The 22,955-nt window shown below is 46.8% G+C and carries 22 protein-coding genes; 13 read left to right on the top strand and 9 right to left on the bottom strand.

What is annotated here, in order from left to right; all coding sequences use genetic code 11:
* Window positions 1-51 precede the first annotated feature (51 nt).
* The 9 genes from lafA to OH455_RS16495 form a co-directional block, all read right to left on the bottom strand.
* Complete coding sequence (gene lafA, locus OH455_RS16535; protein WP_269982122.1) at window positions 52-879, bottom strand: lateral flagellin LafA; 828 nt, start codon at window positions 877-879, stop codon at window positions 52-54.
* A gap of 191 nt (window positions 880-1,070) precedes the next feature.
* Window positions 1,071-1,877: a diguanylate phosphodiesterase gene (locus tag OH455_RS16530; RefSeq protein ID WP_045975041.1), complete on the bottom strand. Its 807-nt coding sequence runs from the start codon at window positions 1,875-1,877 to the stop codon at window positions 1,071-1,073.
* Complete coding sequence (gene flhA / locus OH455_RS16525; RefSeq protein WP_045975040.1) at window positions 1,870-3,960, bottom strand: flagellar biosynthesis protein FlhA; 2,091 nt, start codon at window positions 3,958-3,960, stop codon at window positions 1,870-1,872. Before flhA ends, OH455_RS16530 begins: the two co-directional genes overlap by 8 nt.
* 30 nt (window positions 3,961-3,990) lie before the next feature.
* Window positions 3,991-5,118, bottom strand: coding sequence for a flagellar biosynthesis protein FlhB (flhB, locus tag OH455_RS16520; protein WP_269982121.1), 1,128 nt, complete (start codon window positions 5,116-5,118; stop codon window positions 3,991-3,993).
* Entirely contained in the window at window positions 5,115-5,891 is a 777-nt protein-coding gene (gene fliR / locus OH455_RS16515; RefSeq protein WP_269982120.1) for a flagellar biosynthetic protein FliR, read from the bottom strand. Before fliR ends, flhB begins: the two co-directional genes overlap by 4 nt.
* Window positions 5,891-6,160 (bottom strand): flagellar biosynthesis protein FliQ, encoded by a 270-nt coding sequence (fliQ, locus tag OH455_RS16510; protein ID WP_006963035.1) that lies wholly within the window; start codon window positions 6,158-6,160, stop codon window positions 5,891-5,893. The genes fliR and fliQ overlap by 1 nt, the downstream gene beginning before the upstream one ends.
* Window positions 6,161-6,171: 11 nt before the next feature.
* On the bottom strand, window positions 6,172-6,930 hold the full coding sequence (gene fliP / locus OH455_RS16505; protein WP_045975037.1) for a flagellar type III secretion system pore protein FliP: 759 nt from the start codon (window positions 6,928-6,930) through the stop codon (window positions 6,172-6,174).
* 14 nt (window positions 6,931-6,944) lie between these two features.
* Window positions 6,945-7,313 (bottom strand): flagellar motor switch protein FliN, encoded by a 369-nt coding sequence (gene fliN / locus OH455_RS16500; RefSeq protein ID WP_045975036.1) that lies wholly within the window; start codon window positions 7,311-7,313, stop codon window positions 6,945-6,947.
* Window positions 7,313-8,128 (bottom strand): FliM/FliN family flagellar motor switch protein, encoded by an 816-nt coding sequence (locus tag OH455_RS16495; RefSeq protein WP_045975035.1) that lies wholly within the window; start codon window positions 8,126-8,128, stop codon window positions 7,313-7,315. Before OH455_RS16495 ends, fliN begins: the two co-directional genes overlap by 1 nt.
* Window positions 8,129-8,631: 503 nt before the next feature.
* Here OH455_RS16495 and OH455_RS16490 point away from each other — a divergent pair.
* The 13 genes from OH455_RS16490 (at window position 8,632) to OH455_RS16430 (ending at window position 22,946) form a co-directional block, all read left to right on the top strand.
* Complete coding sequence (locus OH455_RS16490) at window positions 8,632-9,456, top strand: MotY family protein (protein ID WP_045975049.1); 825 nt, start codon at window positions 8,632-8,634, stop codon at window positions 9,454-9,456.
* A 2-nt stretch (window positions 9,457-9,458) separates the two neighbouring features.
* Window positions 9,459-10,790 (top strand): sigma-54-dependent transcriptional regulator, encoded by a 1,332-nt coding sequence (locus tag OH455_RS16485; protein ID WP_269982119.1) that lies wholly within the window; start codon window positions 9,459-9,461, stop codon window positions 10,788-10,790.
* A gap of 12 nt (window positions 10,791-10,802) precedes the next feature.
* Entirely contained in the window at window positions 10,803-11,159 is a 357-nt protein-coding gene (fliE, locus tag OH455_RS16480) for a flagellar hook-basal body complex protein FliE (RefSeq protein ID WP_045975033.1), read from the top strand.
* 3 nt (window positions 11,160-11,162) lie between these two features.
* Window positions 11,163-12,911: a flagellar basal-body MS-ring/collar protein FliF gene (gene fliF, locus OH455_RS16475; RefSeq protein ID WP_045975032.1), complete on the top strand. Its 1,749-nt coding sequence runs from the start codon at window positions 11,163-11,165 to the stop codon at window positions 12,909-12,911.
* Window positions 12,874-13,893, top strand: a complete 1,020-nt coding sequence (locus OH455_RS16470) for a flagellar motor switch protein FliG (RefSeq protein ID WP_045975031.1) — start codon at window positions 12,874-12,876, stop codon at window positions 13,891-13,893. The genes fliF and OH455_RS16470 overlap by 38 nt, the downstream gene beginning before the upstream one ends.
* Window positions 13,894-13,896: 3 nt before the next feature.
* On the top strand, window positions 13,897-14,646 hold the full coding sequence (gene fliH / locus OH455_RS16465) for a flagellar assembly protein FliH (protein WP_269982118.1): 750 nt from the start codon (window positions 13,897-13,899) through the stop codon (window positions 14,644-14,646).
* Window positions 14,639-15,985 carry a FliI/YscN family ATPase gene (locus tag OH455_RS16460; protein ID WP_269982117.1) on the top strand — a complete coding sequence of 449 codons (1,347 nt, stop codon included), beginning with the start codon at window positions 14,639-14,641 and terminating at the stop codon, window positions 15,983-15,985. The genes fliH and OH455_RS16460 overlap by 8 nt, the downstream gene beginning before the upstream one ends.
* Window positions 15,986-15,995: 10 nt before the next feature.
* Window positions 15,996-16,436 carry a flagellar export protein FliJ gene (locus tag OH455_RS16455; RefSeq protein ID WP_045975028.1) on the top strand — a complete coding sequence of 147 codons (441 nt, stop codon included), beginning with the start codon at window positions 15,996-15,998 and terminating at the stop codon, window positions 16,434-16,436.
* 76 nt (window positions 16,437-16,512) lie between these two features.
* Entirely contained in the window at window positions 16,513-17,883 is a 1,371-nt protein-coding gene (locus OH455_RS16450) for a hypothetical protein (RefSeq protein WP_045975027.1), read from the top strand.
* A gap of 179 nt (window positions 17,884-18,062) precedes the next feature.
* The gene (locus tag OH455_RS16445) at window positions 18,063-19,031 is read left to right on the top strand and encodes a M23 family metallopeptidase (protein ID WP_269982116.1); all 969 of its coding nucleotides are present in this window, start codon (window positions 18,063-18,065) and stop codon (window positions 19,029-19,031) included.
* On the top strand, window positions 18,917-19,357 hold the full coding sequence (locus OH455_RS16440; RefSeq protein WP_129542192.1) for a bactofilin family protein: 441 nt from the start codon (window positions 18,917-18,919) through the stop codon (window positions 19,355-19,357). Before OH455_RS16445 ends, OH455_RS16440 begins: the two co-directional genes overlap by 115 nt.
* 255 nt (window positions 19,358-19,612) lie before the next feature.
* On the top strand, window positions 19,613-21,265 hold the full coding sequence (locus tag OH455_RS16435; RefSeq protein WP_269982115.1) for an ATP-binding cassette domain-containing protein: 1,653 nt from the start codon (window positions 19,613-19,615) through the stop codon (window positions 21,263-21,265).
* On the top strand, window positions 21,258-22,946 hold the full coding sequence (locus tag OH455_RS16430; RefSeq protein ID WP_045975023.1) for an ABC transporter ATP-binding protein: 1,689 nt from the start codon (window positions 21,258-21,260) through the stop codon (window positions 22,944-22,946). Before OH455_RS16435 ends, OH455_RS16430 begins: the two co-directional genes overlap by 8 nt.
* Window positions 22,947-22,955: the final 9 nt, after the last annotated feature.

The raw sequence follows: 22,955 nt of genomic DNA, 5'->3' as shown, positions 1-22,955 counted from the left end.
CTGCCCATCAGCTTGTTGGAGTTAAATAAATAGAAGAGTGTCTCTCGCTAATTAGCGAAGTAGAGACATTGCCATGCTTGGCATTTGGTTCGTTTGCGCAAGAACCGTTGTGCCCGCTTGCATTAGCATTTGGTTCTTCGTCATGTTTGAAGATTCAACTGCGAAGTCAGCATCTGTGATACGGCCTTTCGCTGCCGCTGTGTTTTCAGAGATGTTCGCTAGGTTGTTGATGGTGTGCTCTAGGCGGTTGATATTCGCACCTAGTGATGAACGCACAGTATTGATTTTGTCAAATAAACCATCAACAACAGCGATTTGAGCGTTTGAGTCTGTATTAGAGGCAAGATCACCTGTTGAAGTGAAGTCGATGGCGGTTAGTTGAGTTCCTACATTAACAGTGAGCGTCTCATCACCTGATGCGCCGATTTGAAAATCTACTGCAGCAGCAAGTGTACCGCCATTCAGTAGCTTTTGACCTGCACCGTATGTAGTTTCACCTAGAATACGCGTTGCTTCTGCTTCAAGTTGTTGGTACTCCGCATCCAGTGCAGCAAGTTCAGTGGCACCGTTTGTGCCGTTCGCGCCTTGAGTAGCAAGGTCTTTCATGCGGTATGCAATGTTGCTTAGCTCTTCCAGTGCGCCGTCTGCTGTTTGCAGCATTGAAATTGCATCTTGAGAGTTACGCATTGCCACAGACATACCGCGAGTTTGCGCTTCAAGTTTGTTTGCAATTGTTAGACCTGCGGCATCATCTGCTGCAGAGTTGATACGTTTACCTGTACTTAGGCGCTCCATAGCGGTAGTCAGTAGATCGTTTGTGCTGCTTAGCGTGTTCTGTGTAACAAGTGATGCGTAGTTAGTGTGCATTGATAAAGCCATTATGGTCTCCTTCGGTAATTACAATACTCAGATTTTGGCTTCAGGATTTCCCTGGTCACTAACAAGAGGCGGACGAACAATATCGAAGATTAATTAAAAATTGTAAATAAAGAAAATTTATAGAGATCGGCGACAGATTTAGTGAAGTTGATTCCACTAATCGCCACTGTAAGCGCCGATTAGTGGGTTGATTAGATGTCGTATTCGTTGGTAAATGTCTTAAAAGAGAGCGAGGTCGGGATATCACTAAAGTAGCCAAAATAGTAACTGGCACCCAGTAACTTATATTGATTGAGCTCTTTTTGGCAAGCAACCCGACTGGCGACCCACTTTAATTTGTGTTTTTTCATAAAACGCACGATGGGCAAAAAGGCCATGCGATCTTGCTTTTCTTTCAATGACACCGAGAGTTTCAGCATGGAGGGTTGATAGTGAGCAAGCTGTTCAAGCAAAGTGCAGGGCGGAGTCACTTCAAACCACAGCGCATAAGCACATTGTTCCACACGCTCGATCAGTGCTTCTACCGACGTATGAAACCCCAAAGATTGACTGAGCTGCAATGAAGGAATGACATGCTGAAATGCTTTCTTATGACAAAGCAGCACTTGTTCTAAAAACTGTTCACCCGGTGCCCAAACGAGTGCATCAACCTGAAGAGGCACCACTACATTGCTGATCAAATCAGGATGAAAGGTTTCGAGTTGAAAGCCTGTTTGGCGCAGGGCTAGGTATAGGCTAAATAAGTCTAAGCAATATGTGACTTTTTGAGACAGGTCGAATTGATACACGCTTTGTTCGCCATCACCGCCAAACCTGAGAGTCAGGTGCTGAAACTCGACTTCGCCAGAGTCAGTAGAGCGGATAGCCTGACAAGCATGTCGGATGTCATTGTGGACCAGTGCTTGATGGATGATTTGGTCGTCTTCGGTCTCGAGATGTTCTTCCATGAGCTTGGCGATGTATCGGTACATCGCCTGATTTGAGTTGAGGTTAGCCAAGGTTTCCTACCACGTTGATTTGTTTTGTTTCTGGTATTTCGTTGTATGACAATACCGCCAATCCTTGAGAAAACGTGCGAGCATAGCGGGCAATCAAGGGTCTAAGTTGTGGCATCACAAGAAGTATGGGAGCCAGCCCTTGCTGTTTTAGCTGCTGTTTGATCAAAGGTAAATTTTGTTGGAACTGAGACAGAATATTAGGCTCGACAGGAAAACTGTCGAGGTTCACATTGCCACTCGCTTGTGCCTGCTGCAGAGAGGTCATCAGCATTTGTTCCAGTTCGTCAGAAAGGGCATACACCTTGAGTTCCACTTGTTGGCCAGCGATCAAGTTCACCAATGTTCGGCGTAATGCGCAGCGCACATCGGCTGCCAAAAGTATAGGGTCTTTGGTGTTTTCTGAAGACTCGAGCATGGTGTTCGAGATAGTACGAATGTCTTGTAAAGGCACCTGATCGAGTAAAAGTTGACGATACACCTTGAGTTGTTGCCCTGGGTTGAGCGCTGCGCCAAGTGCTTCGGCCAATTTCGGTGCTTGCTGTGTCAGTCGCTGCATCATGGCGTCGACATCATCGTGATTAAACAGCTCGGACAGATGGGTTTTGATCACTTTACTGATATGAGTAGCGATCACCGTTGCATCGTCTACCACCTGATAACCCATGTTTAACGCTTTAGCTTTATCCGTATGTTCAATCCACACCGCGGGCAATTGGTAAGCCGGATCACTGCCGAGAATGCCATCGACCTCGCCATATGTTTCGCCAACGGCAATCGCCATCAAACGCTCTGGTTCAATAAAGCCTTGCTCTATGGTTTCTCCATTGAGTGAAATGGTGTATTGATTAGGTTTTAGGCTCAAGTTGTCGCGAATGCGCACTTCTGGTAGTAAGAAGCCGACTTGCTCAGACAGGTTGCGTCTTACACCTCGGATTCGTTGGGTGAGCGGTGCTCCTTGCTCTTTGTTGACCAGGTGAACTAATCGGTAGCCGAGTGCTAATGACAGTGTGTGCACATGTGGAATATCTTCCCAGCTCAGTGGTGCGTCTTCCTGCTGCATGGCTTGAGTGAGCACTTCGACGTCTTCAATCTGAGCATCATGAACTGGGCTCTTGTGTTGTCGCCAAGCTGCAAATGCGAGTACGGCTGCAAAGGTAAAGAAGGCCAAGTGGGGCATTCCCGGCACCATGCCAATAATCAACATCACAGCTGAAACGGTAAACAGGGTCGCCGGTGACGCCAACAACTGCTTTTGCATGGTTTCTGACATGTCGTTATCGCTATCGTTGATGCGAGTAACGATAATCGCAGCTGCGGTTGCTAAAAGCAGCGATGGTATTTGGGCGACTAAGCCATCACCAATAGTCAGTAGGGCATAGGTTTTGAATGCTTCTGAAGCGGCAAGTCCGTGTTCGAACACACCAATGCTGATACCCCCTGTGATGTTGATGAACAGGATCAACAAGCCGGCAATTGCATCACCACGAACAAATTTTGATGCACCATCCATAGAACCGTGGAAATCAGCTTCGTTGGCGACTTCACGTCTGCGCTGGCGAGCGGCGTCCTGATCGATCAACCCCGCATTAAGGTCTGCATCGATTGCCATCTGTTTACCGGGCAAAGCGTCAAGCGTAAAACGTGCCGATACTTCTGAAATCCGTTCGCCACCTTTAGTGATCACGACGAAGTTTATGATCATCAGGATAACGAAAATTACCATACCGACCACATAGTTACCTCCGATCACCACTTCACCGAAGGCTTGAATTACCTTACCCGCAGAATCGCCACCATTGTGACCTTCAAGTAGGACGACTCGAGTCGAGGCGACGTTGAGGGTTAAGCGTAATAGAGTCGCGACCAACAGAATGGTTGGAAAAATAGAAAAGTCGAGTGGACGTTTTGCGGTAGTACTGACCAAGAGCACCAAAATGGCGAGCACGATATTAAAAGTGAACAAGGCATCCAGCAGTAGGGGAGGTAGTGGCAGGATGACCATTGCCAGCACCATGAGTAAGACCAGCGGAATACCGACAAAGCCTTTTGTGGATTGTTGTATCTGTTTTAACCGATTGAGCATAGGTGGGTGTCCTTGGGTGTATACGGATGATCAGTGTTGTAAATGCTTTGGAATGGCGAAGTGAGGTAAAGGCATCGGCTTATCACCATTCCCAGTACGGAATGCTTTTAGTTGCATTACGTAGGTCAGAATATGTGCCACAGCGATGTAGAGCTGACTTGGTACGGCTTGCTCGATTGCTGTGGTGTAGTAAATAGAACGGGTCAGTGGTGGCGAATTGACGATTTCGACCTTGTTTTCACGGGCGATACGTTGAATGTGCATTGCCGTTTCATCGACCCCTTTAGCGACCACAAATGGAGCGTCAGATAAAGCAGGGTCATATTTCATCGCTACGGCATAATGGGTCGGGTTGGTGATGACCACATCCGCCGTCGGTACCATCTTATCAATTTTACGTCGAGCAAATTGTTGCTGAATCTGACGAATACGTTGTTTGACCTCAGGTCGTCCTTCGTTATTTTTGTACTCTTCTTTGAGCTCCTGTTTGGTCATTTTGAGCTCTTTCATGTGTTCCCAGCGTTGGTAAGGGATATCAATCACGCCGAACAACAGCAAAGCGAACCCCATCATTAACAGTCCATCGAACAGGATCTGCATGACATTAACCACACCTTGTTCAAGCGAGAGTCGTTGCATTCCCAACAAAGGTTGCAAGTGGTTATCGAGATACGCGTAAAGCACGCCAAAAATAACCAGCACTTTGAGGGTAGACTTGAGCAGTTCAACCAATGAACGGGTGGAAAATATGCGCTTGATGCCGCTAAGCGGGTTAAGTTTACTCAGTTTAGGAAAAGCATTTGCTAAACGGAACATCCAGCCACCCAGCACCATCGTACTCGCCAGTGTCACGGCAATAATCACGATGAACATTGGCAGAAGCAGGGTAATGATCATGCCAAGGCTATGACCGAGCTGCTCGATCATTTGCTGCGGATGAGCAAGGTCTTGCTTAGTTAATGCCATGTTAAAACGAAAAATACCGGCGACGCTTTCCCAAATAACAGAAAGTTGACTGTAGAAATATATAGCTACCGCGAGAAAAATAGCAGCAGTGGTGAATTCTTTCGCTCTGGGTATTTGGCCTTCCTGACGCGCCTTTTTGATTTTCTGCGGGGAGGCTTTTTCGGTTTTGTCCTGTGACGATTGTTCGCTCATCCGCCCCCCAACATGAATTGATTCATAAAACGTAGGGTGTCATTGACCAGCACTGTATATCGACCTGGTACGCCTGACACAGAGATAAGGACACTGAATAGCCCAAGTAACATGGTCATCGGAAATCCTAATGCATAGACATTTAATGAAGGCGCAGCGCGGTTCATTACGCCAAAACTGATGTTCGCTAACAACATAGAAACAATGGCGGGAAGCGCCAGGGCTAGTGCTGAAGCGAACATCCAGCTAAACAAATTGACGATGCCTTGCAAAGACGCTGTCGTCAGGCCAGAACCGACTGGCCAAACAACAAAGCTCTGGATAAGCACATCAATCACCACTAAATGGCCTTCGAGAGACAAAAACAATAAGGTGCTGAAAATCAGGAAAATACGACCAAGAATAGCGACAGACATGCCATTAACAGGGTCGTTCATCATCGCCATGCCTAAGCCCATCTGCATTGAGACAATTTGGCCCAGCGTCGTAAAAATACTAAACAACATGTGCAAAATCAGGCCAAAGAACAGCCCCCAAATGGCTTGCTCAAAGGCGAGAAACAGTGAGGTCATTGAGAAAAATTCGACGGTTGGCATCGGTGGCATCAGTGGTGCTGAGACCATCACAATCGAAAGGGCCAGCAAGCTACGTACCCAAACTGGTATCAATGAGTCACCATAGAAAGGCATGGAAATAAACACGGCGCCAATACGGAAAAAAGGCCACCATAACTGGCCAAGCAGGCGAGATATTTCTGCGAAGTTGACTTCCATCAGCCAATCATTCCAGGAATGTTGTGGAACAGGTAGTCAAACAACTCCATGATTTTGCGCAGCATCCAGTGTCCAGCAAAGATCACCATCAAAAGGGTGACCAGTAGCCTTGGCAGAAAACTCAATGTTTGTTCATTGATTTGCGTGGCGGCCTGGAAAATGGCAATGCCGAGGCCAACAATCAGACCTGGCACAACCAATACCGCAACCATAGTGATGATCAGCCATACAGCATTGGAAAACAGCGTGACGGTCATTTCTGGTGTCATGTGAACTCCTGTTATCCAAAACTGGCGGATAAGGTGCCGACAGTCATGGCCCAGCCATCGACTAGAACAAACACCACCAATTTGAATGGAAGTGAGATGATCAATGGCGAGAGCATCATCATACCCATTGCCATAAGGACACTCGCGACGACAAGGTCAATGATCAGAAAAGGAATAAACAGCATGAAACCGATTTGAAAAGCGGTTTTTAGCTCACTGATAACAAAAGCGGGCAGAACCACGGCAAATGAGATGTCCTCAAGCGCAGTATCGAGTGGTTCATTGGCAATGCGTAACATTTGCTCAAGAGATGTTTGTTGAGTTTGTGCCAACATGAAATTACGCACGGGTTTTTCTGCGATAGAAAATGCTTCCATTAAGGTAATTTCGCCCTGGTCATAGGGTTGGAAAGCATTTTGGTAAATATCCGTCCAAACGGGGCGCATGATCAATAGCGATAACGCGAGTGCAATACCGACTAACACTCGGTTTGGTGGACTTTGTTGTAACCCCAAAGCCTGACGAAGAATCGCGAGAACCACTATAATGCGAGTAAAGCTGGTGGCCATCAGTATAAATGCAGGGAGAAAACTCAGTGCTGTCATTAATAACAGAATCTGTAGTTTGACACTGTACTCTTGCTGGGTTGCTCCGTCGCTGACCGATAAGATGGTTAAGCCTGACTCATTCGCTACAGAAGGGAACGCGAAGAGCAGGCCAACCAAACCGATTAGGATCCCCCATCCCTGAAAGGAAGGTGACTTAGTCATGTTTCAGTGAATCCTTACTGAACCGCAGAGGCCAGAGCCGAATCGACAATATCAATCAGTCTCAAACCATATTTTTCGTTCACTACGACCACTTCAGCGTGGCCCATCAAGGATCCGTTGACTTTTACGTCTAGAGGTTCGCCGTTGAGTTTGTCGAGCTCGATGACACTGCCTTCACCGGCTTTCATCAAGTCGCCCAACGCGATGTCTTTACTGGCAACTTCCAGAGTAACAGTCACAGGAATATTCTTGAAAAAGCTCAGATCACGTTCTGGGGTTGGTACCTCAGTATTGATAATGTCGCTGTGAGTCTCTTCCAGTTGAAAGTCATCAAAGTTCAGCTCTTCACCATTAAATGCGTGGTTCTCTGTTGTCTCGCTCATTAAAAAGATTCCTTATCTTGATTAAGAATTAAAACTAGCTGGCCATCATTCTCCGCGACTCGACCAGAAAAAAGGTGTTCTTGGCCAATACTGACGGGAGCTGAAGACAATAATTCGATCGGTAACACATCGTTAGGCTGCAGTGAAATTAACTCACTGAGCGGTATGGTTTTTTTACTAAGTAAGACATTGAGTTTGACTGGTGTTGAAGTGAGAGATTGACAAAAAGACTCGTACAATGACCCTTTGGGCTGCAAGTCCAGTTGTTCTGTCAATGTGACGACAAGCATTTCGTCTAGCTTAATGTGTATAGTGCCTTGGTGGTCGTTCAGGCTGACGTCAATGGTGGCGTAAAGGCCTGTCCCTTGTGCTGGCTCGAACTCGCATTTAGACCACATCTCCTCTGGAGCCAGCCAGTTAATAATCATCCGGCCGATTTTTTCCTGAAGACGCAAATCACTGTTGTTCAGTGACGTGTGGCTTCTTTGCATCTTGGCGTCGTAAAAGCTGTCAGCTAACTTAATTAGAGTCTGACTATCGGCATGGATAAATACTTGCCCTCCACCATCATGACGGAAAGTACTGATAGAAGACTTATCCATTTCATTTGGTGTAAAAGTATGCAGTGAGACTAGATTTATATTAGCTTCTGCGTGATGCGTTTTTAACCAGTTTTGCAGCTCATAAGTCAGGCCATTACACGAGCTGGATATTAGATCTTCCAGTTTATCCCGAATAATGTGAATAGGTTTCCCTAACGATTCTATGCTTAGAGTCTGATAATCTGGAATAGATATCTTGCTGCTACTTTCCATTTATATTTTACCATGTCTTGACAAAGCGATTTTTGAATTTTCTAACTCAATTGGCGCAAGTTTACATAGAAAAATTCGTTATAAATAAGCCTGATTTATAAAATTTGTGACTTTACTCCATATGTTGATTTTAAGTCGTTATATATATCTTCTCATAAAAAATAAAACAGGTTAGTTTGCGATGCATGCGAATGACGAATGACAGTTTTAAACATTTATTAGCCTGTTATTCTGTCTTATCTTCATGGTTTTAAATGGATTTTATTGATTTTTTACATGTTAATTACAATTGCTTTCGTATTAGGAAGCAATGTGCAACATATAGACAACTTATAATTTGTTTAAATCCCATTAGATATCTTATTAATTCGAAATGGATGATTAGTCTGTTTATTTAATGGCGCTCATATAACATCATGAACACGAAGGCTCAGAAAATATATTTAATAGCTTTACTCTTCCATTGCTCCTCTTCACTGGCAACAACTGAAGTTGAAGTACCCATGGATGAAGTCAATTGGCTTTATAATGGGAACAGCTTGGTATGTAATCTTAAATATGAGAATCCTTCCTATGGGAAGTTTTATTTCCGCTCTGAGGAAGTAGGTAAAATATATTTACACTCCCAGTTTGAAGCGAATAATAAAAATTGGAATGACGGAAAGTTATATAGTTCTCCTGCTCCATGGAGTAGGGAAAGTGACCCCAAGTTTATAAGTCCTAATGCCACTATTAATAAACAGCGTTCTGTTTTTCAGCATAATATACCTGAATTGTTGAACAATATTGAATCAGGGCATTGGATAAAACTCGCGTTTAGCGGAAGTCACCCTTCCGATAGTCGGACTTATCTTTTACCCACGATCCGTATTCAAAAAGCGCTCGCTCAGTTTCACCGTTGCCAAACTTCATTACCTAGCATGCCCTATGCTCAAGCACGCAATATCACACTGTCATTTGATCTAGGCCAGCGTCAGTTAACGACTCAACAAATCGATACGCTTAGTGCGCTATACACGTACATACGCGCTGATAAAAATATCAAAAAAATTCTTATTGACGGCTATACCGACAACATCGGGTCTAAGGTCGCGAATCTCACTATTGCTAAGCAACGAGCAGATTTGGTTGCGAAAGCACTTAAAAAATCAGGCGTAGAGGCCGCAAGAATAGAAATAAGGTCTCATGGTTCTCGATACCCCATCGCCAATAACTCAACCTTAGAAGGGCAGGCTAAGAACCGACGCGTGACTTTAAGACTGGTGCGCAATGATGAAGCAGTGATACCAAAACAAAATAATAAAATTAACGATAGGGAAAAGGCTTAAAGATGGCAGAGACCAATATCTTGTTAGTAGAGCCAAGAGATGAGTTCGCCCAGCCAGTCATTAGAGTGCTAGAAGAGGCGGGTTACCATGTTACTCATTCTCGTACTGGGCGGAGTGCACTGCTTGAAGGCTCGGCGTCGATTACGCTGGTGAGTTCAAATTTGCCTGACATGTGTGTCAGAGAGTTTGTCAGTTGTCATCAAAAGACATCAAGCAATGGTGTCGCTATTGCAATCGTAGAACAAGAGCAGGGCATCTTAGCCGCCGAAACCATGAAAGCTGGTGCGACGGATTACCTACTTCGTCCATTTGAAAACAGTCAGTTGCTCAACCTGTTACGGCGTGTTGAAGTGATTGGTAAGCCCATGGCTAATATTGTGGCTGAATCATGGCGCAGCAAACAGGTACTACAGTTGGCGCACCGTGCAGCTTGTACCAATGCCAGTGTGTTAGTGACCGGAGAATCTGGCACAGGTAAAGAAGTGTTGGCGCGTTATGTCCATGAGCACTCCCCACGCTCGAACGGCCCTTTCATTGCGGTAAACTGTGCCGCTATTCCCGAATCTATGCTTGAAGCTGTCTTATTTGGCCACATGAAAGGCGCGTTCACTGGCGCGACTCATTCTCAAAGCGGTAAGTTTGAAGAAGCCAATAACGGAACAATATTGCTCGATGAGATCGGAGAGATGTCGCCAGCGGTCCAGGCAAAGCTTTTGCGTGTACTTCAGGAAAGAGAAGTCGAGCGAGTTGGCAGTCATAAGCCCATTCAGCTTGATATTCGAGTCATTGCTGCAACCAACAAAGATCTGCGTGAAGAGGTGAAAAACGGCACATTCCGTGAGGATCTCTATTACCGTTTGGATGTTTTACCCCTGCATTGGCCGCCACTGCGGGAACGCAGTGAAGACATACTGCCGATCAGTCAGTTTTTCATCAACAAATTTCAGGATGGCAGTCAGTGTCATCTTTCTCAGGACGCGATCATGGCGCTCAGCCATTATCACTGGCCTGGTAATATCCGCGAGCTGGAAAACGTGATTCAGCGTGCACTTGTCATGCGACATGGTGACTACATTACTGCCCATGATCTGATGCTACCCGTTGAGTTAATCAGCCCTGTCCAAACCACGACGCCTTCCCAAAGCATGGGGCACGTTGAGGTCAAGAAACAGGCTGAATACCAGTACATTCTCGAACAACTTCGTCAGTATGGCGGCAATCGCACCAAGACAGCTAAAGCACTTGGCGTTACGACCCGCGCGTTACGCTACAAGTTAGCGGCAATGCGTGAACAAGGTATTGATCTACAGTCGGCCCTAGGTTCGGCTGCTTAAGGAGGATAAGTTATGGCAAGTCAACCAATAAACAGTGCGATGACCGCAGAACAATTGATGCTATCCAAGATGGATGCAATGCGTGCTCAGATCCAACCTGAGTTTGTGGTTTCAGCGAATCCACTTGATGTGCAGCAGGTGAATTCGCCTCTCTCATTTTCCACAGCAATGACCAATGTGCTCGATACGGTCAATCAGCATCAATCAGTGGCCAGCCAGAAAATGACCGCGGTCGAAACAGGCCAAAGCGATGATCTAGTCGGAGCCATGATCGCTAGTCAGAAAGCCAGCCTGTCATTCAACGCTTTGATGCAGGTACGTAACAAGGTCGTGACCTCGTTTGAAGATATTATGAAGATGCCGGTGTAACCCATGTCAGACTTAACAACCCAAGTTGCAGGTGGCGGAACATTTAGCGCTGCCAGTACGCAAACCTCCTCCACGCGAGGAATGGAAGATTTCACTCATAAATTGAAACAGCTGTGGTCAAACAGTCAGAGAAATCTGGTTCTGTCCGCGGTTTTGGCCGCTATCGTGGCGGCAATCATAGTGGTCGCACTTTGGAGCTCAACACAGAGTTATCGCCCGCTTTACAGTCAGCAAGAGAGGTTTGATACTGGTGAAATTGTCTCTGTCCTCGAATCTGAAGGTATCAATTACCGACTTCAAGAGCAAAATGGCCAAGTACTAGTGCCAGAAGGACATGTGGCCAAAATCCGAATGTTGCTCGCAGCAAAAGGCGTTAAAGCCAAGCTGCCAACCGGCTTAGATTCCCTTAAAGAAGACAGTTCCCTTGGCACCAGTCAGTTTATGGAAACCGCTCGCTATCGTCATGGCTTGGAAGGTGAACTGGTACGTACCATTATGTCACTCAATGCAGTGTCTAACGCTCGTGTTCACCTAGCAATACCGCGTCAAACTTTGTTTGTTAGACAAAACAGCGAAGCGCCTTCAGCGTCAGTCATGCTTGAGCTTAAACCTGGTGAAGATCTGAAGCCGGAACAGGTTGAAGCGATTATCAATTTGGTTGTTGGCAGTGTGACAGGAATGAAGCCTGAGTTGGTCTCTGTGATTGATCAATACGGTCGTTTGTTGAGTGCCGATGTCGCCTCAGCGGAAGCGGGTAAGGTCAATGCAAAATATCTGGAATATCAGAAGAACGTTGAGAAACAAATCATTCAACGTGCTTCAGACATGCTGACGCCGATTGTTGGACCGAGCAACTTCCGTGTGCAGGTAGCGGCAGATCTTGATTTTAGTCAGGTCGAAGAGACTCAAGAAATTCTTGATAATACCCCGATCATTCGCAACGAGCATACTATCTCCAACAACTCGACTGATCAGATAGCACTCGGTGTTCCGGGAACATTGAGCAACCAGCCTCCAGTCACTGGTGAAGCGCCAACTCAGGATAGCAAAAATACCAACACACGTTCTGAAACAAACCGCCAGTACGCGGTGGGCAGTAGTGTGCGACGCACACATTATCAGCAGGGCCAGATTGAAAAACTCAGTGTGTCTGTGTTGCTTAACCAGGCGGCCGCACCTAATGGTACCGCTTGGACCGCAGAGGAAAAAGCACAAATCTCGACCATGGTTACCGACGCGGTAGGCATTGCGGCTGACCGTGGCGACACTCTTAGCTTGATGAGTTTCAGCTTTACACCGCTCACGATTGAGGCACCACCGACCATTCCATGGTGGCAGGATCCCACCGTTCAGCAACCTATGCGTTACGTGATAGGCGGTATGCTAGGGATGGCGATGATTTTCTTCGTGCTGCGTCCACTTATCATGCATTTGACGGGGTCGGACATGCGTTCGCAAGAGCTGGAGTTCGCTGATCCTCAGGATGACCCTATCTACGAAAATCTGCAAACAAGAGAAGAACGTGAGCGAGAAGAAGCTTTGAATCGAAAACTATCGGAAAAAGGCATTGCCGCTTCCACTGGCTTGGATGTGGGGAACGACATGCTACCACCACCTGGGTCGCCACTGGAGATTCAACTGAAACACCTACAGTTAATCGCCAACGAAGAACCTGAACGAGTCGCCGAAGTACTAAAACAATGGGTAAATGTGAATGAACACAGCAGAGTTAAATCAAAAAGCAACGCTTAGTTACGTAGAGCAAACCGCTCTGGTACTTCTCGGCATGGGGGAAGATGCCGCGGCCAAAGTGCTGCGCAACTTCACCCGAGATGAAACCCAGCGTGTTACTAAAGCAATGGCGAAGCTCAGTGGAATAAAAAGTGATCGTGCTCATGGCATTATCCAGCACTTCTTCGAAGACTTTCGGCAGCACAGCGGCATTCGCGGTGCGTCGAAAGAGTATCTATCGAATACCCTGCGCAAAGCGCTGGGGAATGACTTAGCCAAAGGTCTTCTCAACAACTTATATGGTGATGAGATTCGCAATAACATGAAGCGTTTACAGTGGGTGGATGCTGACATTTTAGCTCGATTCATCGCCAATGAGCACCCAGAGATGCAAGCCATTTTTCTGGCCTACTTGCCTGCAGAAAGCTCATCGACGGTACTTAAGCATCTACCTGAAGATTATCATGACGAAATTTTGTACCGGATTGCCCGGCTGCAGGATATTGACCATCAGGTCGCCAGTGATCTCAACGACCTCATTGACCGCTGTATTGAGCAGGTATCGGCCAGTCAGAGTGCGCCATTATCTGGAGTCAAGCAAGTGGCAGACATCATCAACCGTTTTGAAGGTGACCGTGGCTCGTTAATGGAAATGCTCAAGTTGCACGATGAAGAGGTGGTGAGTGAGATTGAGCTCAACATGTTCGACTTTTTGGTGCTTGGTCGACAGACAGAAGAAACACTGGATACTTTGGTTCAGCAAGTCCCACTTGAACTTTGGAGCCTAGCTCTTAAAGGGGCGGAGATACTTCTACAACAAACGATAAAGAGTGCAATGCCACAGCGCATGGTCAAAGCGCTGGAAGATGATATGGAAATCCGTGGTGCTGTCCCTCTGAGTCGTGTTGAACGAGCCAGACACGAGGTCATGCAGATCGTGCGTGAATTGGATGAAGAAGGTGAAATCGAACTCGTGCTTTATGACGAACCGACAGTGGAGTAATGCATGTCAATAATGAAATCCAATTTATTGCAAGTTCCTGCCTCTGGGTATCGTATTCACCGCTTTCCACCACTGGCGCAGCCAGTGGTCAATGAGGATGAATTTGCCATAGAAGATTCTTGGCAAGATTCTCAGATAGATATCCAACAAAAGCTTGAAGAAGGGTTCCAGACAGGCCTCGAACAGGGGCACGAAGAAGGTCTGCGTCAAGGAATGAATCAGGGTAAGCAGCAAGGGTTATTGGAAGGACAAAAAGAAGGCTTCCAGCAAGGCTTTGTCTCCGGCGAACAGTCCGGCAAACAAGCTTTCCTCGAAGCGGCTAAGCCAGTTAATGAGCTTTATCAAACTTTGTCGCGCTGGCAATCTGAACGTGAGCAGCAACAGCGACACATCATTTGCGAGCTGGTACAAAAGGTTGCCCAACAGGTGATTCGAGCAGAACTCACTCTGATGCCACAGCAAATCTTAGCGCTTGTAGATGAAACACTTGAAGCGATGCCAGGAAAAACCGAGAAAGTGACGGTGCACCTTAACCCTCAGGATCTTGACCGAATTACCCAAATTAACGCGGAATTGCCTAAAGAATGGAAACTGGTCGGTAACCCAGAATTGCCGACGGGGGGCTGCCATCTAGTGACTGAAGAGGCTGAGGCCGATGCCAGTTGTGATTCTCGTTTACAAGCCTGCATGGATAACGTCAAAGAACACTTGCTCGACGAAGTGACACCTGTGGTAGAAGAGCATAATGAGTAATACTCTCGCATTTGAGCTTTTGTCTGAGCGAACCAATGAAGCGATTGCTTCATTGGATTCTATTCCTGTGGCTAGAGTAACGGGCAGGCTGGTAAAGGTAACGGGGATCATGCTTCAAGCAGTAGGGTGCCGTTTTAAGCTTGAACAGCGTTGTTTAGTTGAAACCGCTGAAGGTGACATGATTGAAGCTCAGGTCGTCGGCTTCGACCATACTATCGCTTATCTGATGCCAATTCGTCGACTTGGTGGTTTGTTTGCTGGTGCGAAAGTGATTCCATTGGATGGCGATAGCACAGTGCAACTTGGCGAAAACTGGATGGGCCGAGTCGTCAACGGATTGGGTGAAACCCTTGACGACGGCCCTCAATTGCACGGAGGGGAGCGAGTTTCGCTTGAACCTAGACCGATAAATCCCCTTAAGCGTAGGCCGGTAGATTCGCCGCTCAATGTTGGGGTACGAGCGATGAATGGCCTGCTTACTGTTGGCAAAGGCCAGCGTATTGGTCTGATGGCCGGCAGTGGTGTGGGGAAAAGTGTTTTGATGGGAATGATCACTCAAAACACGGAAGCAGACGTCATTGTGGTCGGTTTGATTGGTGAGCGTGGTCGTGAAGTGCGCGAGTTTATTGAGAGAAACCTAACACCTGAAGCTCGTGACAAGGCGATCATCATTGCTGCACCAGCAGATGAATCGCCCCTGATGCGCCTTAGAGCCATGCTGTTGTGCCATCGAGTCGCAGAGTATTTTCGCGACAAGGGCAAAGATGTCTTGTTGATGGTGGATTCTTTGACTCGTTATGCGATGGCACAGAGAGAAATCGCCCTGTCCTTGGGGGAGCCCCCTGCTACCAGAGGTTACCCGCCTTCGGTGTTTAATGCTTTACCACAGTTGCTTGAGCGCGCTGGTAACAGCGAAAACCAAAACGGCAGTCTGACCGCTATTTATACCATCCTTGCTGCAGGCGATGACCAGCAAGATCCCGTGGTGGATTCGGCGCGGGCCATTCTTGATGGGCATATTGTCTTGTCGCGTAAACTTGCAGAACAAGGGCATTATCCAGCGATTGATATAAATGCTTCAGTGAGTCGTTGTATGACGGCTTGCTCCCAGCCTGCCCATCTGACCTTGGCAAACGAGTTTCGCAAAACTTACTCGAACTACCTTCAGGTTAAAGACCTACTGCCACTCGGAGGTTACCAGCCGGGACAAGATCCTGAATTGGACCGCTCAGTAGCTCTGTATCCACAATTGACGGCATACCTCCAGCAAGCCGCTGATTGCTCTGTGGATTTTTCTCAAAGCCTGACAGAGCTAGCTCAGCTCTTTCAATCAAATTAGGAATTAACGTATGGAAGCGAAATTGCGTGCTGTGGAGAAATTTCAGAAAATTCAGAAAAAGCATCGAGATCTGATGTCGGTGCAGTTAGAATCGCTTCGTCAACAACATGCTTCAGCTCAACAGCGTTTGCAGCAACTGATGGATTTGAAGAGCCAGACGCAGCCTAGATCGAGCTATGTCACGTCCTCGCATCGAGAGGCGTTACTCAATCGTAGCCGTGTGGAACAGATGCTCCATAAACTGATTGTACATCAACAGCATGAACAGCAAGTGATGCAAGCAGAGTGCGCCTCGTTGCAAAAACAACTTGAAACTAAGCATCTCAGAGTCAAAGGTCTAGAAAAAACCCTCGAATGTTGGAAGGAAGCGCACAATTCTGATGTTCGACACAAGGAAGAGCTCGCGTTAGAAGAGATTATCAATAGCCGATTCGCACAAAAAGCTCAATAATTCGTCACCCGCAAGGCTTTGCGTCCCCTTAAACTGCATCAAGCCTAATTTAGCTAAGAATAAGAGAAAGGTTGGTATGCTTAAGTTAAGAGATGCAAATGTCCTTATAATCAAAGAATTTCCTAACAAAAACATTAGCATATCTAGCCTGATGCTTTCTTTGGGAATCAAGCAACATAAGATAATCCATCTCAATTCGCCTCATGAAGCGCTCAATCGTACCTTCCATGGCCGGTTTGATATTCTGATCTGCGATCAGAGCTTTCGCAAAAACACCGTCAAGTCACAGGACTTGATTCTCGAGCTGAGAAAGTCGCAGACCATTGATGAACGTTCGACCATCATTATGGATTGCGCGGATAGTAGTACTCGTGATAGCTCTTATTATTTGGGTGATGTTCACCTTAAACCGGAAGACAATCAACGCGATGTCAGCGTTCTGATCCGTAAGGTGTTTGAAAAGAAGAACAAAGTCTGGCCATTGCTTCAGCGTAACGATATCGAGTGTGCTGACGAAATGGAGAAGCGCTACCAATTCTTTGAGCAGCATTACTTCGAGTATCAGTATGATTTCAAACTTAATCGTGCCCACTACCATCTCGTTAAACGTGAGCTTAAGCAAGCGACAGAGCTCTATGGTGCTTTGATAAAAGAAGCGGGTAAGCGCGATTACTCGCTGGAAATCAGCCTGTTCCTCAATGCACTGGTATTAAATGCCCAATCTGAGGATGCTCTTGAGCTGTATAACAAGTTCCATTCTGCTAAGTTCCAACTCGGTCAGCCGTTTGATGAGATAGGCTCGTTGCTGATGTTGCAAAATGGCAGTGTACAGCAGGCTTATCGTCTGCTGACTCGCTCAGGTTCACGTTGGGGACTCAGTTTAACTCAACATACATCCTTGGCGCTGATGAGTATTGCAGCGGGCCGATATGATGATGCTCTGGTGCACTTTTCCTCTGGACTTAATGCGGCCAAACTGATCAATCGAGATGTGGCTCAGCACACGCTAAACTATCTCTTTGCTTTATTAATGTTATGGATGCGAAGCGAAGAGGGCAGTGGCTTGTATGAGAAGAAATTTCATCAGGTTGTTAAAGAAATGTCTCGTCATAAGCTTACAGATAGTGAAAGTCAGCATCTGGCGATAATTCAGCTTCATTCTGAATTCCTCACTGGTGTACGCCAAAGTGCCGAGTCTGTGCTGGATAGCTTTACCCGTAAGCTTGACAAGGTGAGCTGTGTGGCAAAAATCCACGCCCTATATCTTTCAACGGGCTTGTCCAGCAAAGACAATCTTACCCTCATTTTTGACCACCTTCTCCATCATGACAGTGTGTTTATGTTTGAACCACTTCCTCCTATCTGTGCTGTGTTGGTTAAACGTATCGACTTTAAACAATTTGCCAGTGACATGAAGCGTTTTAGTCGCGAGAAAGTCGCTGAGTAGTTGAGACTCTATTTTTAGTACCACAATAGGCAAAGCGACCAGTTTTACTCGCGAATTAAATTCAATTTTTATCTCTGGGATAAGGTTTCCGAATTGGAAACCTGCCTCTTTTCGCGTCGTCGTGCCCTGATAGAATTCCTCTCACTTTAATGATTGTAAGAGTGTGTCATTGAACAAGTATGGAATCTAATCACTTAACCGTTATGGTCACAGGCATTGAAGGAACGCGCTTTTTTAATCTTTCGTTCCGGGCCATTAAAGGGATTAAGTACTCACTCCTTTTTATTGCAGTGGTGTTCTGTACCCTGCTTGGACTTTTGTCGATTTTAGCAGGTGATGCCTCTGACTCTGAGCGAGAAAAAAGTGAGTTACTGAGCAAAGCCTCTTCTCTCGAACAAGAGCTCATACGCTCACATGAATTTCAGAGTGATTTGGAAAGCCACCTGACAAGAAAGAAGCAAGACCTTGCTTATGTGACGGACAAACTGCGCGATATTGAGTCTGCGCTAGCGCTTTCTAACGAATCGTTAGATCTAAGGGAACGAGTAGACAGTGCTGGGCTCAGTGCCGCTGTTCGTCATCAAATGATGCAACTGATACCCAATGGACGGCCAGTCAAGGCTGGTTACCTTTCTTCCCATTATGGCCGTCGAGTGCATCCTGTTACCAAAGTAAAAACCATGCATCATGGTATTGATTATGCGGTGAATGCTGGCACACCTATTTACGCTCCAGCCGATGGCATTATTGAAGTGGCGAGAAAGAGCAATAAGGGATCTGGCAATTTCATCAAGCTGGCGCATTCCTTCGGATTTACTTCTTCTTACTCTCACCTGAGTGCATTCAAGGTGAAGCGTGGAGATTACGTTAAAAAAGGTGATTTGATAGGCCTATCGGGGAACTCCGGATTGTCGACTGGATATCACCTGCATTATGAGGTTCGTTTGGTGGGGCGCTCTCTGGATCCACTGCCTTTCACCAAATGGGAAATGAATAACTTTGACTCGATTTTCGAATCGAATAAGGACGTAAAATGGGATTACTTGGTAAACAGAATCGAGAATCAAATAGCCACTGCTCTCAAACTGTCATCGCGGAAGGAGGCTACATTGAGGGACAGCTCAAGCTTACTTGTAACATCCAGATAGATGGTCAAATAAAGGGCAGTATTGAAACCGATCGAAGTGTCACTATAAGCGCTACGGGCTCTGTCGATGGGTCGATTCGTGCAGAACGCCTGATTATCAATGGCCGCTTTCTGGGCAAGGTTTACACCAAAAGTTTGGAGATTCTCGAACACGGCTACCTTGAAGGAGAGGTGTCTGCGACAGAGTTTACGATTCAGAAAGGTGGCGTCTTTCTAGGCAATTCAAAAAATGTTTCCACAGAAGAAGTGGTCAACTTAGATGCGGCGAAAAAGACTTCAAAGCCAAAAGCAAAAACCGAACAAGGTAAAGTCGAGCAGTGTGCTTGAGTGTTGAGTTCGAGGATGTCTCCCGAATTGAGGGAGATATTAAACACCGCCCGCATCCCACCTTAGGGCGTTATCTCGCCAACCTACTAGCATCATGACATCTCATTCACTGGTTAAATGTGCTAGGGCAGGCTGACTTTTTGCTCTCTTTCGTCGAGTGATCAATAAGGACGGAAGTCGCCATTTTAACACCTGATTACGTTAGTGGCTCCCGACAAACTGCCGGACAATACTCTCCATTTGTCGGGAGTATGTATGTTACTGTCAAAGGGCATGGGGCGAAGCGAAGCACTCAAAGCCATGCTGTACAGTGAGCGTCGTCAGGTCACTCTTTCATTAGGCAGCGCGGTCATGTGCAGTCTAATAGAAGTCGTACCTTGGTTATGTTTGCTTCTCTCTCTCGAAGCCATGGCTTCTGGAGAGTCACCAATTGGGTACCTGTTGGTATTCGTTAGCGCATTGTTTGCGCGCTATGGATTGTACGCTTTTGCGGTTTGGCTGGCGCATTTAGCCGCGTATCAGATTATCCAGAAGACGCGCCAACACATTGTTCGTGCTTTGGCATCCATGAAAATCGAACAGCTCCGAAGCTTGAAGCGAGGAGACATAGAAAAACGACTCTCGGATGACTGTCAGAGTCTTGAGCCACTCATTGCCCATCATGGTACGGATGTGATCAACGGTCTTATGATGCCCGTACTGCTCACCATACTGATGGGTTACATAGACTGGCGTCTGGCGTTGATCGCACTTCTGCCTTTGCCTGTGGCACTGGTTGTTCAGATTATGTTGATGAGTGGCTTCCGTCATCGGCAAGAAAAGTACATGCAGATCGTTGCCGATATGCACCAAGCGCAGATGGAATTTTTGCGTAGCATTGGTGTCATGAAACTGTTCTCCGTCGATGTAGATTCTTACTTGACGCTTAGCCGCACAATTCGTTCCCATAATAAAATCGTAACTGGCTATACTCGCGTCATGGTTGGCGCTTGGGTGACGTTTGTTACACTGGCTCAGACATCACTCATGTTGGTTGTGCCTGCTGCCATCGCATTGGTTCAAATGGGACAGTTGTCGCATGCAGAGCTGGTAATGGTGGTTTGTATCAGTGCGGGTATTTTAAAACCTTGGCTCGATCTGACTCAGGTTTTTTCTCAGATACAGCAATCATTTGTCGCCGTCGATCGCCTCCTTCCTTTCTTTCACTCTCGTCAGTCTGTGGTACCAAGTTATGTGGCCCCGCTAGCCACTCTTTCCTGCACTCAGTTGACGCTTTCTCGCGCAAACAATCCGCTATTGAGTGAGATAAATGTCGAATTTTATCCCGGGGAACGGGTGACGATCGAAGGGGAATCGGGCGCGGGGAAAAGCTCTTGGTTAATGACCTTGACTGGAGCTCTGACAGCGGACAAGGGTGATTGGTGTGTCAATGGTATGCCGATGAAGGGTTGGGATGATGTAACACGCAGCCGTTATGTGACGAGTGTCGATCAACAGGTGGCGTTCTTCTCCGGTTCATTGCGTGACAATCTGTCATTGACTAGCGAGGCATTGCATGATGATGAGCTTTGGTCACTGTTGTCGCTAATGAAACTGAAAACCTTGGTGATGAAATTGCCCCACGGTCTGGACTCCTCTATTGGCGAAGCTCAGCGTTTATTCAGTGGTGGAGAAATGCAACGTCTGGCAATCGTAAGGGCGGCGTTGGCTAAAACGCCAGTGTTGATTCTTGATGAGGCGACAGCGCATCTTGATCAAATTTCTGAGCAAATGGTGCTAGAAGGACTTCGTGACTATCACCCTGAACAGATTCAGTTGATTATCAGTCATCGAGCGGATCGAGTTAAGCAAGTGAATCGTCGCTTCCGAGTGGAGGAGGGTAAAGTGCAGGAGAGTGGTGATGACTAGTATTCAGATCTTGATACGCCATAGTGGTATCAGTGCTCGGCAGTTCTGGAAAGGACTTGCTGGAAAGCTGGTGGTGGAAGCCTTGCCTCTATTGGTGTTTGGTGCGCTTTTTGTTTGGCTTTTGAGCCCAGAATCAGTGTCTTGGCTGACGGTAGGATCGCTCTCATTGATGGTGGTGGTGAGCCAATGGTGGTTTGGCCAGAGTGCCAAGCAGACATTTCTCGGTGCATATAGCATTACTCATGGACTGAGAAGCCAGCTGTTGACGGATATTCGAAGACAACCTCTTGCTGCACTAAAAGGCAAGCGTCTCGGCGAAAAAATGAAACTTCTGACTGCAGATTTGAAGCAGTTTGAAGATATATTCAGTCATCTATTAGCGGATTTCATTTCAGCGTGGGTTGTGCCATTTGCCATGCTATTGGTGATTGGCTTGGTTGACCCTGTTTTAGGGGCTGTTACTTTGGGGATATTCGTGTTGGCTCTGGGGGTGTTAATGCTCGCGGAGAGCACATTCAGTCAGCGAGCACAGCATCATCACAGTATGAATAGTGAGGTCTCCAGCCGACTGTTAGAATATGTTGACTGTCTGCCTATGCTACGTGGCTTTGCCCAAAGTGAACGTCTGGCGGCCCCTTTGTGTGACAAAATAGAGCAACAACGAGCCGCTGGCCTTGGTCTGGAATGGGCTGGTGGAATGGGTGTTCTTATCGCTACATTGATCACTGAGCTTGCACTGGTGCTAAACCTTGGCCTCGCAAGTCTGTTTTTGCAATCTGATCAGCTGACATGGCCAGAATGTTTAGTGGTGATTGTGGCAAGCGTGGTTTGTATCCGTCCTTTAACCCGAATGACGGTTTATGCCGCGTTATTGCGATATATGCTCAATGCCGCCGACCGTTTGCAGGCGCTCGCTCAATTGCCTCAACAAGCAGCGAAAGGGGAAGCTCCTGCTGGGCACGATATCGTCATTGATGACCTATATCTTACTATTGATGAGCAAAAGATACTGAGTGGCGTCAACCTTACCATCCCCAAAGGGCATCGTATCGCTTTTGTGGGACCAAGTGGAGCGGGAAAATCCAGTCTTCTGGATGCCATTGCTGCTTTCCATATTCCCTCTTCGGGTTCTATAAATATTGGCGGACGCAGCATTGATGAGATCGGAACGCAACACTGGTATAAACTGATTTCCTATGTCACACAAGATGTTCAACTGCTCGGTGGCAGTTTACGAGACAACTTGTTACTTGCGAAACCAGAAGCAAGCAGTGAAGAGTTGCAACAAGCGATTGAGGCCGTCGGTTTGTCTGCCTTAGTGGCGGGTTTACCAAAAGGTCTGGATAGTCATATTGGTGAAAACGGTAACCAGTTATCCGGAGGTGAGCGCCAGAGAGTATCCATTGCTCGTGCCTTGCTGCATGATGCGCCGATTCTCCTCTTGGATGAGATTACTTCGGCGCTGGATGAAGCCACGCAAAATGAAGTATTGGCGTCGATTGCTAGATTGTCTGAAGGGAAGACCGTGATTACTATCGCCCACCGCTTAGACACCGTTCAACATGCCGATACTATTTACTACTTAGAGGATGGCAAAATTGTTGATTCCGGAGCCCATGATACCTTGATGGCTGAAGGAGGGGGCTATCAGCAATTGTGGCTTGCTGGCCAAGTTGCCTAGAAATCCCAG

The organism is Vibrio sp. T11.5, assembly GCF_027587155.1.
Classification (GTDB): Bacteria; Pseudomonadota; Gammaproteobacteria; order Enterobacterales; family Vibrionaceae; genus Vibrio; species Vibrio neptunius.
This window is presented reverse-complemented; position numbering and strand designations above follow the sequence as displayed.

What these genes read in the sequence shown, in the direction of transcription:
- OH455_RS16470 (WP_045975031.1), top strand. Translation starts at nt 12,874, where the DNA reads ATGAACACAGCAGAGTTAAATCAAAAAGCAACGCTTAGTTACGTAGAG.
- OH455_RS16435 (WP_269982115.1), top strand. Translation starts at nt 19,613, where the DNA reads ATGTTACTGTCAAAGGGCATGGGGCGAAGCGAAGCACTCAAAGCCATG.
- flhA (WP_045975040.1), bottom strand. Translation starts at nt 3,960, where the DNA reads ATGCTCAATCGGTTAAAACAGATACAACAATCCACAAAAGGCTTTGTC.
- fliE (WP_045975033.1), top strand. Translation starts at nt 10,803, where the DNA reads ATGGCAAGTCAACCAATAAACAGTGCGATGACCGCAGAACAATTGATG.
- OH455_RS16450 (WP_045975027.1), top strand. Translation starts at nt 16,513, where the DNA reads ATGCTTAAGTTAAGAGATGCAAATGTCCTTATAATCAAAGAATTTCCT.
- fliQ (WP_006963035.1), bottom strand. Translation starts at nt 6,160, where the DNA reads ATGACACCAGAAATGACCGTCACGCTGTTTTCCAATGCTGTATGGCTG.
- fliH (WP_269982118.1), top strand. Translation starts at nt 13,897, where the DNA reads ATGTCAATAATGAAATCCAATTTATTGCAAGTTCCTGCCTCTGGGTAT.
- OH455_RS16460 (WP_269982117.1), top strand. Translation starts at nt 14,639, where the DNA reads ATGAGTAATACTCTCGCATTTGAGCTTTTGTCTGAGCGAACCAATGAA.
- OH455_RS16455 (WP_045975028.1), top strand. Translation starts at nt 15,996, where the DNA reads ATGGAAGCGAAATTGCGTGCTGTGGAGAAATTTCAGAAAATTCAGAAA.
- fliF (WP_045975032.1), top strand. Translation starts at nt 11,163, where the DNA reads ATGTCAGACTTAACAACCCAAGTTGCAGGTGGCGGAACATTTAGCGCT.
- fliR (WP_269982120.1), bottom strand. Translation starts at nt 5,891, where the DNA reads ATGGAAGTCAACTTCGCAGAAATATCTCGCCTGCTTGGCCAGTTATGG.
- lafA (WP_269982122.1), bottom strand. Translation starts at nt 879, where the DNA reads ATGGCTTTATCAATGCACACTAACTACGCATCACTTGTTACACAGAAC.
- fliN (WP_045975036.1), bottom strand. Translation starts at nt 7,313, where the DNA reads ATGAGCGAGACAACAGAGAACCACGCATTTAATGGTGAAGAGCTGAAC.
- OH455_RS16440 (WP_129542192.1), top strand. Translation starts at nt 18,917, where the DNA reads ATGGGATTACTTGGTAAACAGAATCGAGAATCAAATAGCCACTGCTCT.
- OH455_RS16490 (WP_045975049.1), top strand. Translation starts at nt 8,632, where the DNA reads ATGGATGAAGTCAATTGGCTTTATAATGGGAACAGCTTGGTATGTAAT.
- fliP (WP_045975037.1), bottom strand. Translation starts at nt 6,930, where the DNA reads ATGACTAAGTCACCTTCCTTTCAGGGATGGGGGATCCTAATCGGTTTG.
- OH455_RS16495 (WP_045975035.1), bottom strand. Translation starts at nt 8,128, where the DNA reads ATGGAAAGTAGCAGCAAGATATCTATTCCAGATTATCAGACTCTAAGC.
- OH455_RS16430 (WP_045975023.1), top strand. Translation starts at nt 21,258, where the DNA reads ATGACTAGTATTCAGATCTTGATACGCCATAGTGGTATCAGTGCTCGG.
- flhB (WP_269982121.1), bottom strand. Translation starts at nt 5,118, where the DNA reads ATGAGCGAACAATCGTCACAGGACAAAACCGAAAAAGCCTCCCCGCAG.
- OH455_RS16445 (WP_269982116.1), top strand. Translation starts at nt 18,063, where the DNA reads ATGGAATCTAATCACTTAACCGTTATGGTCACAGGCATTGAAGGAACG.
- OH455_RS16485 (WP_269982119.1), top strand. Translation starts at nt 9,459, where the DNA reads ATGGCAGAGACCAATATCTTGTTAGTAGAGCCAAGAGATGAGTTCGCC.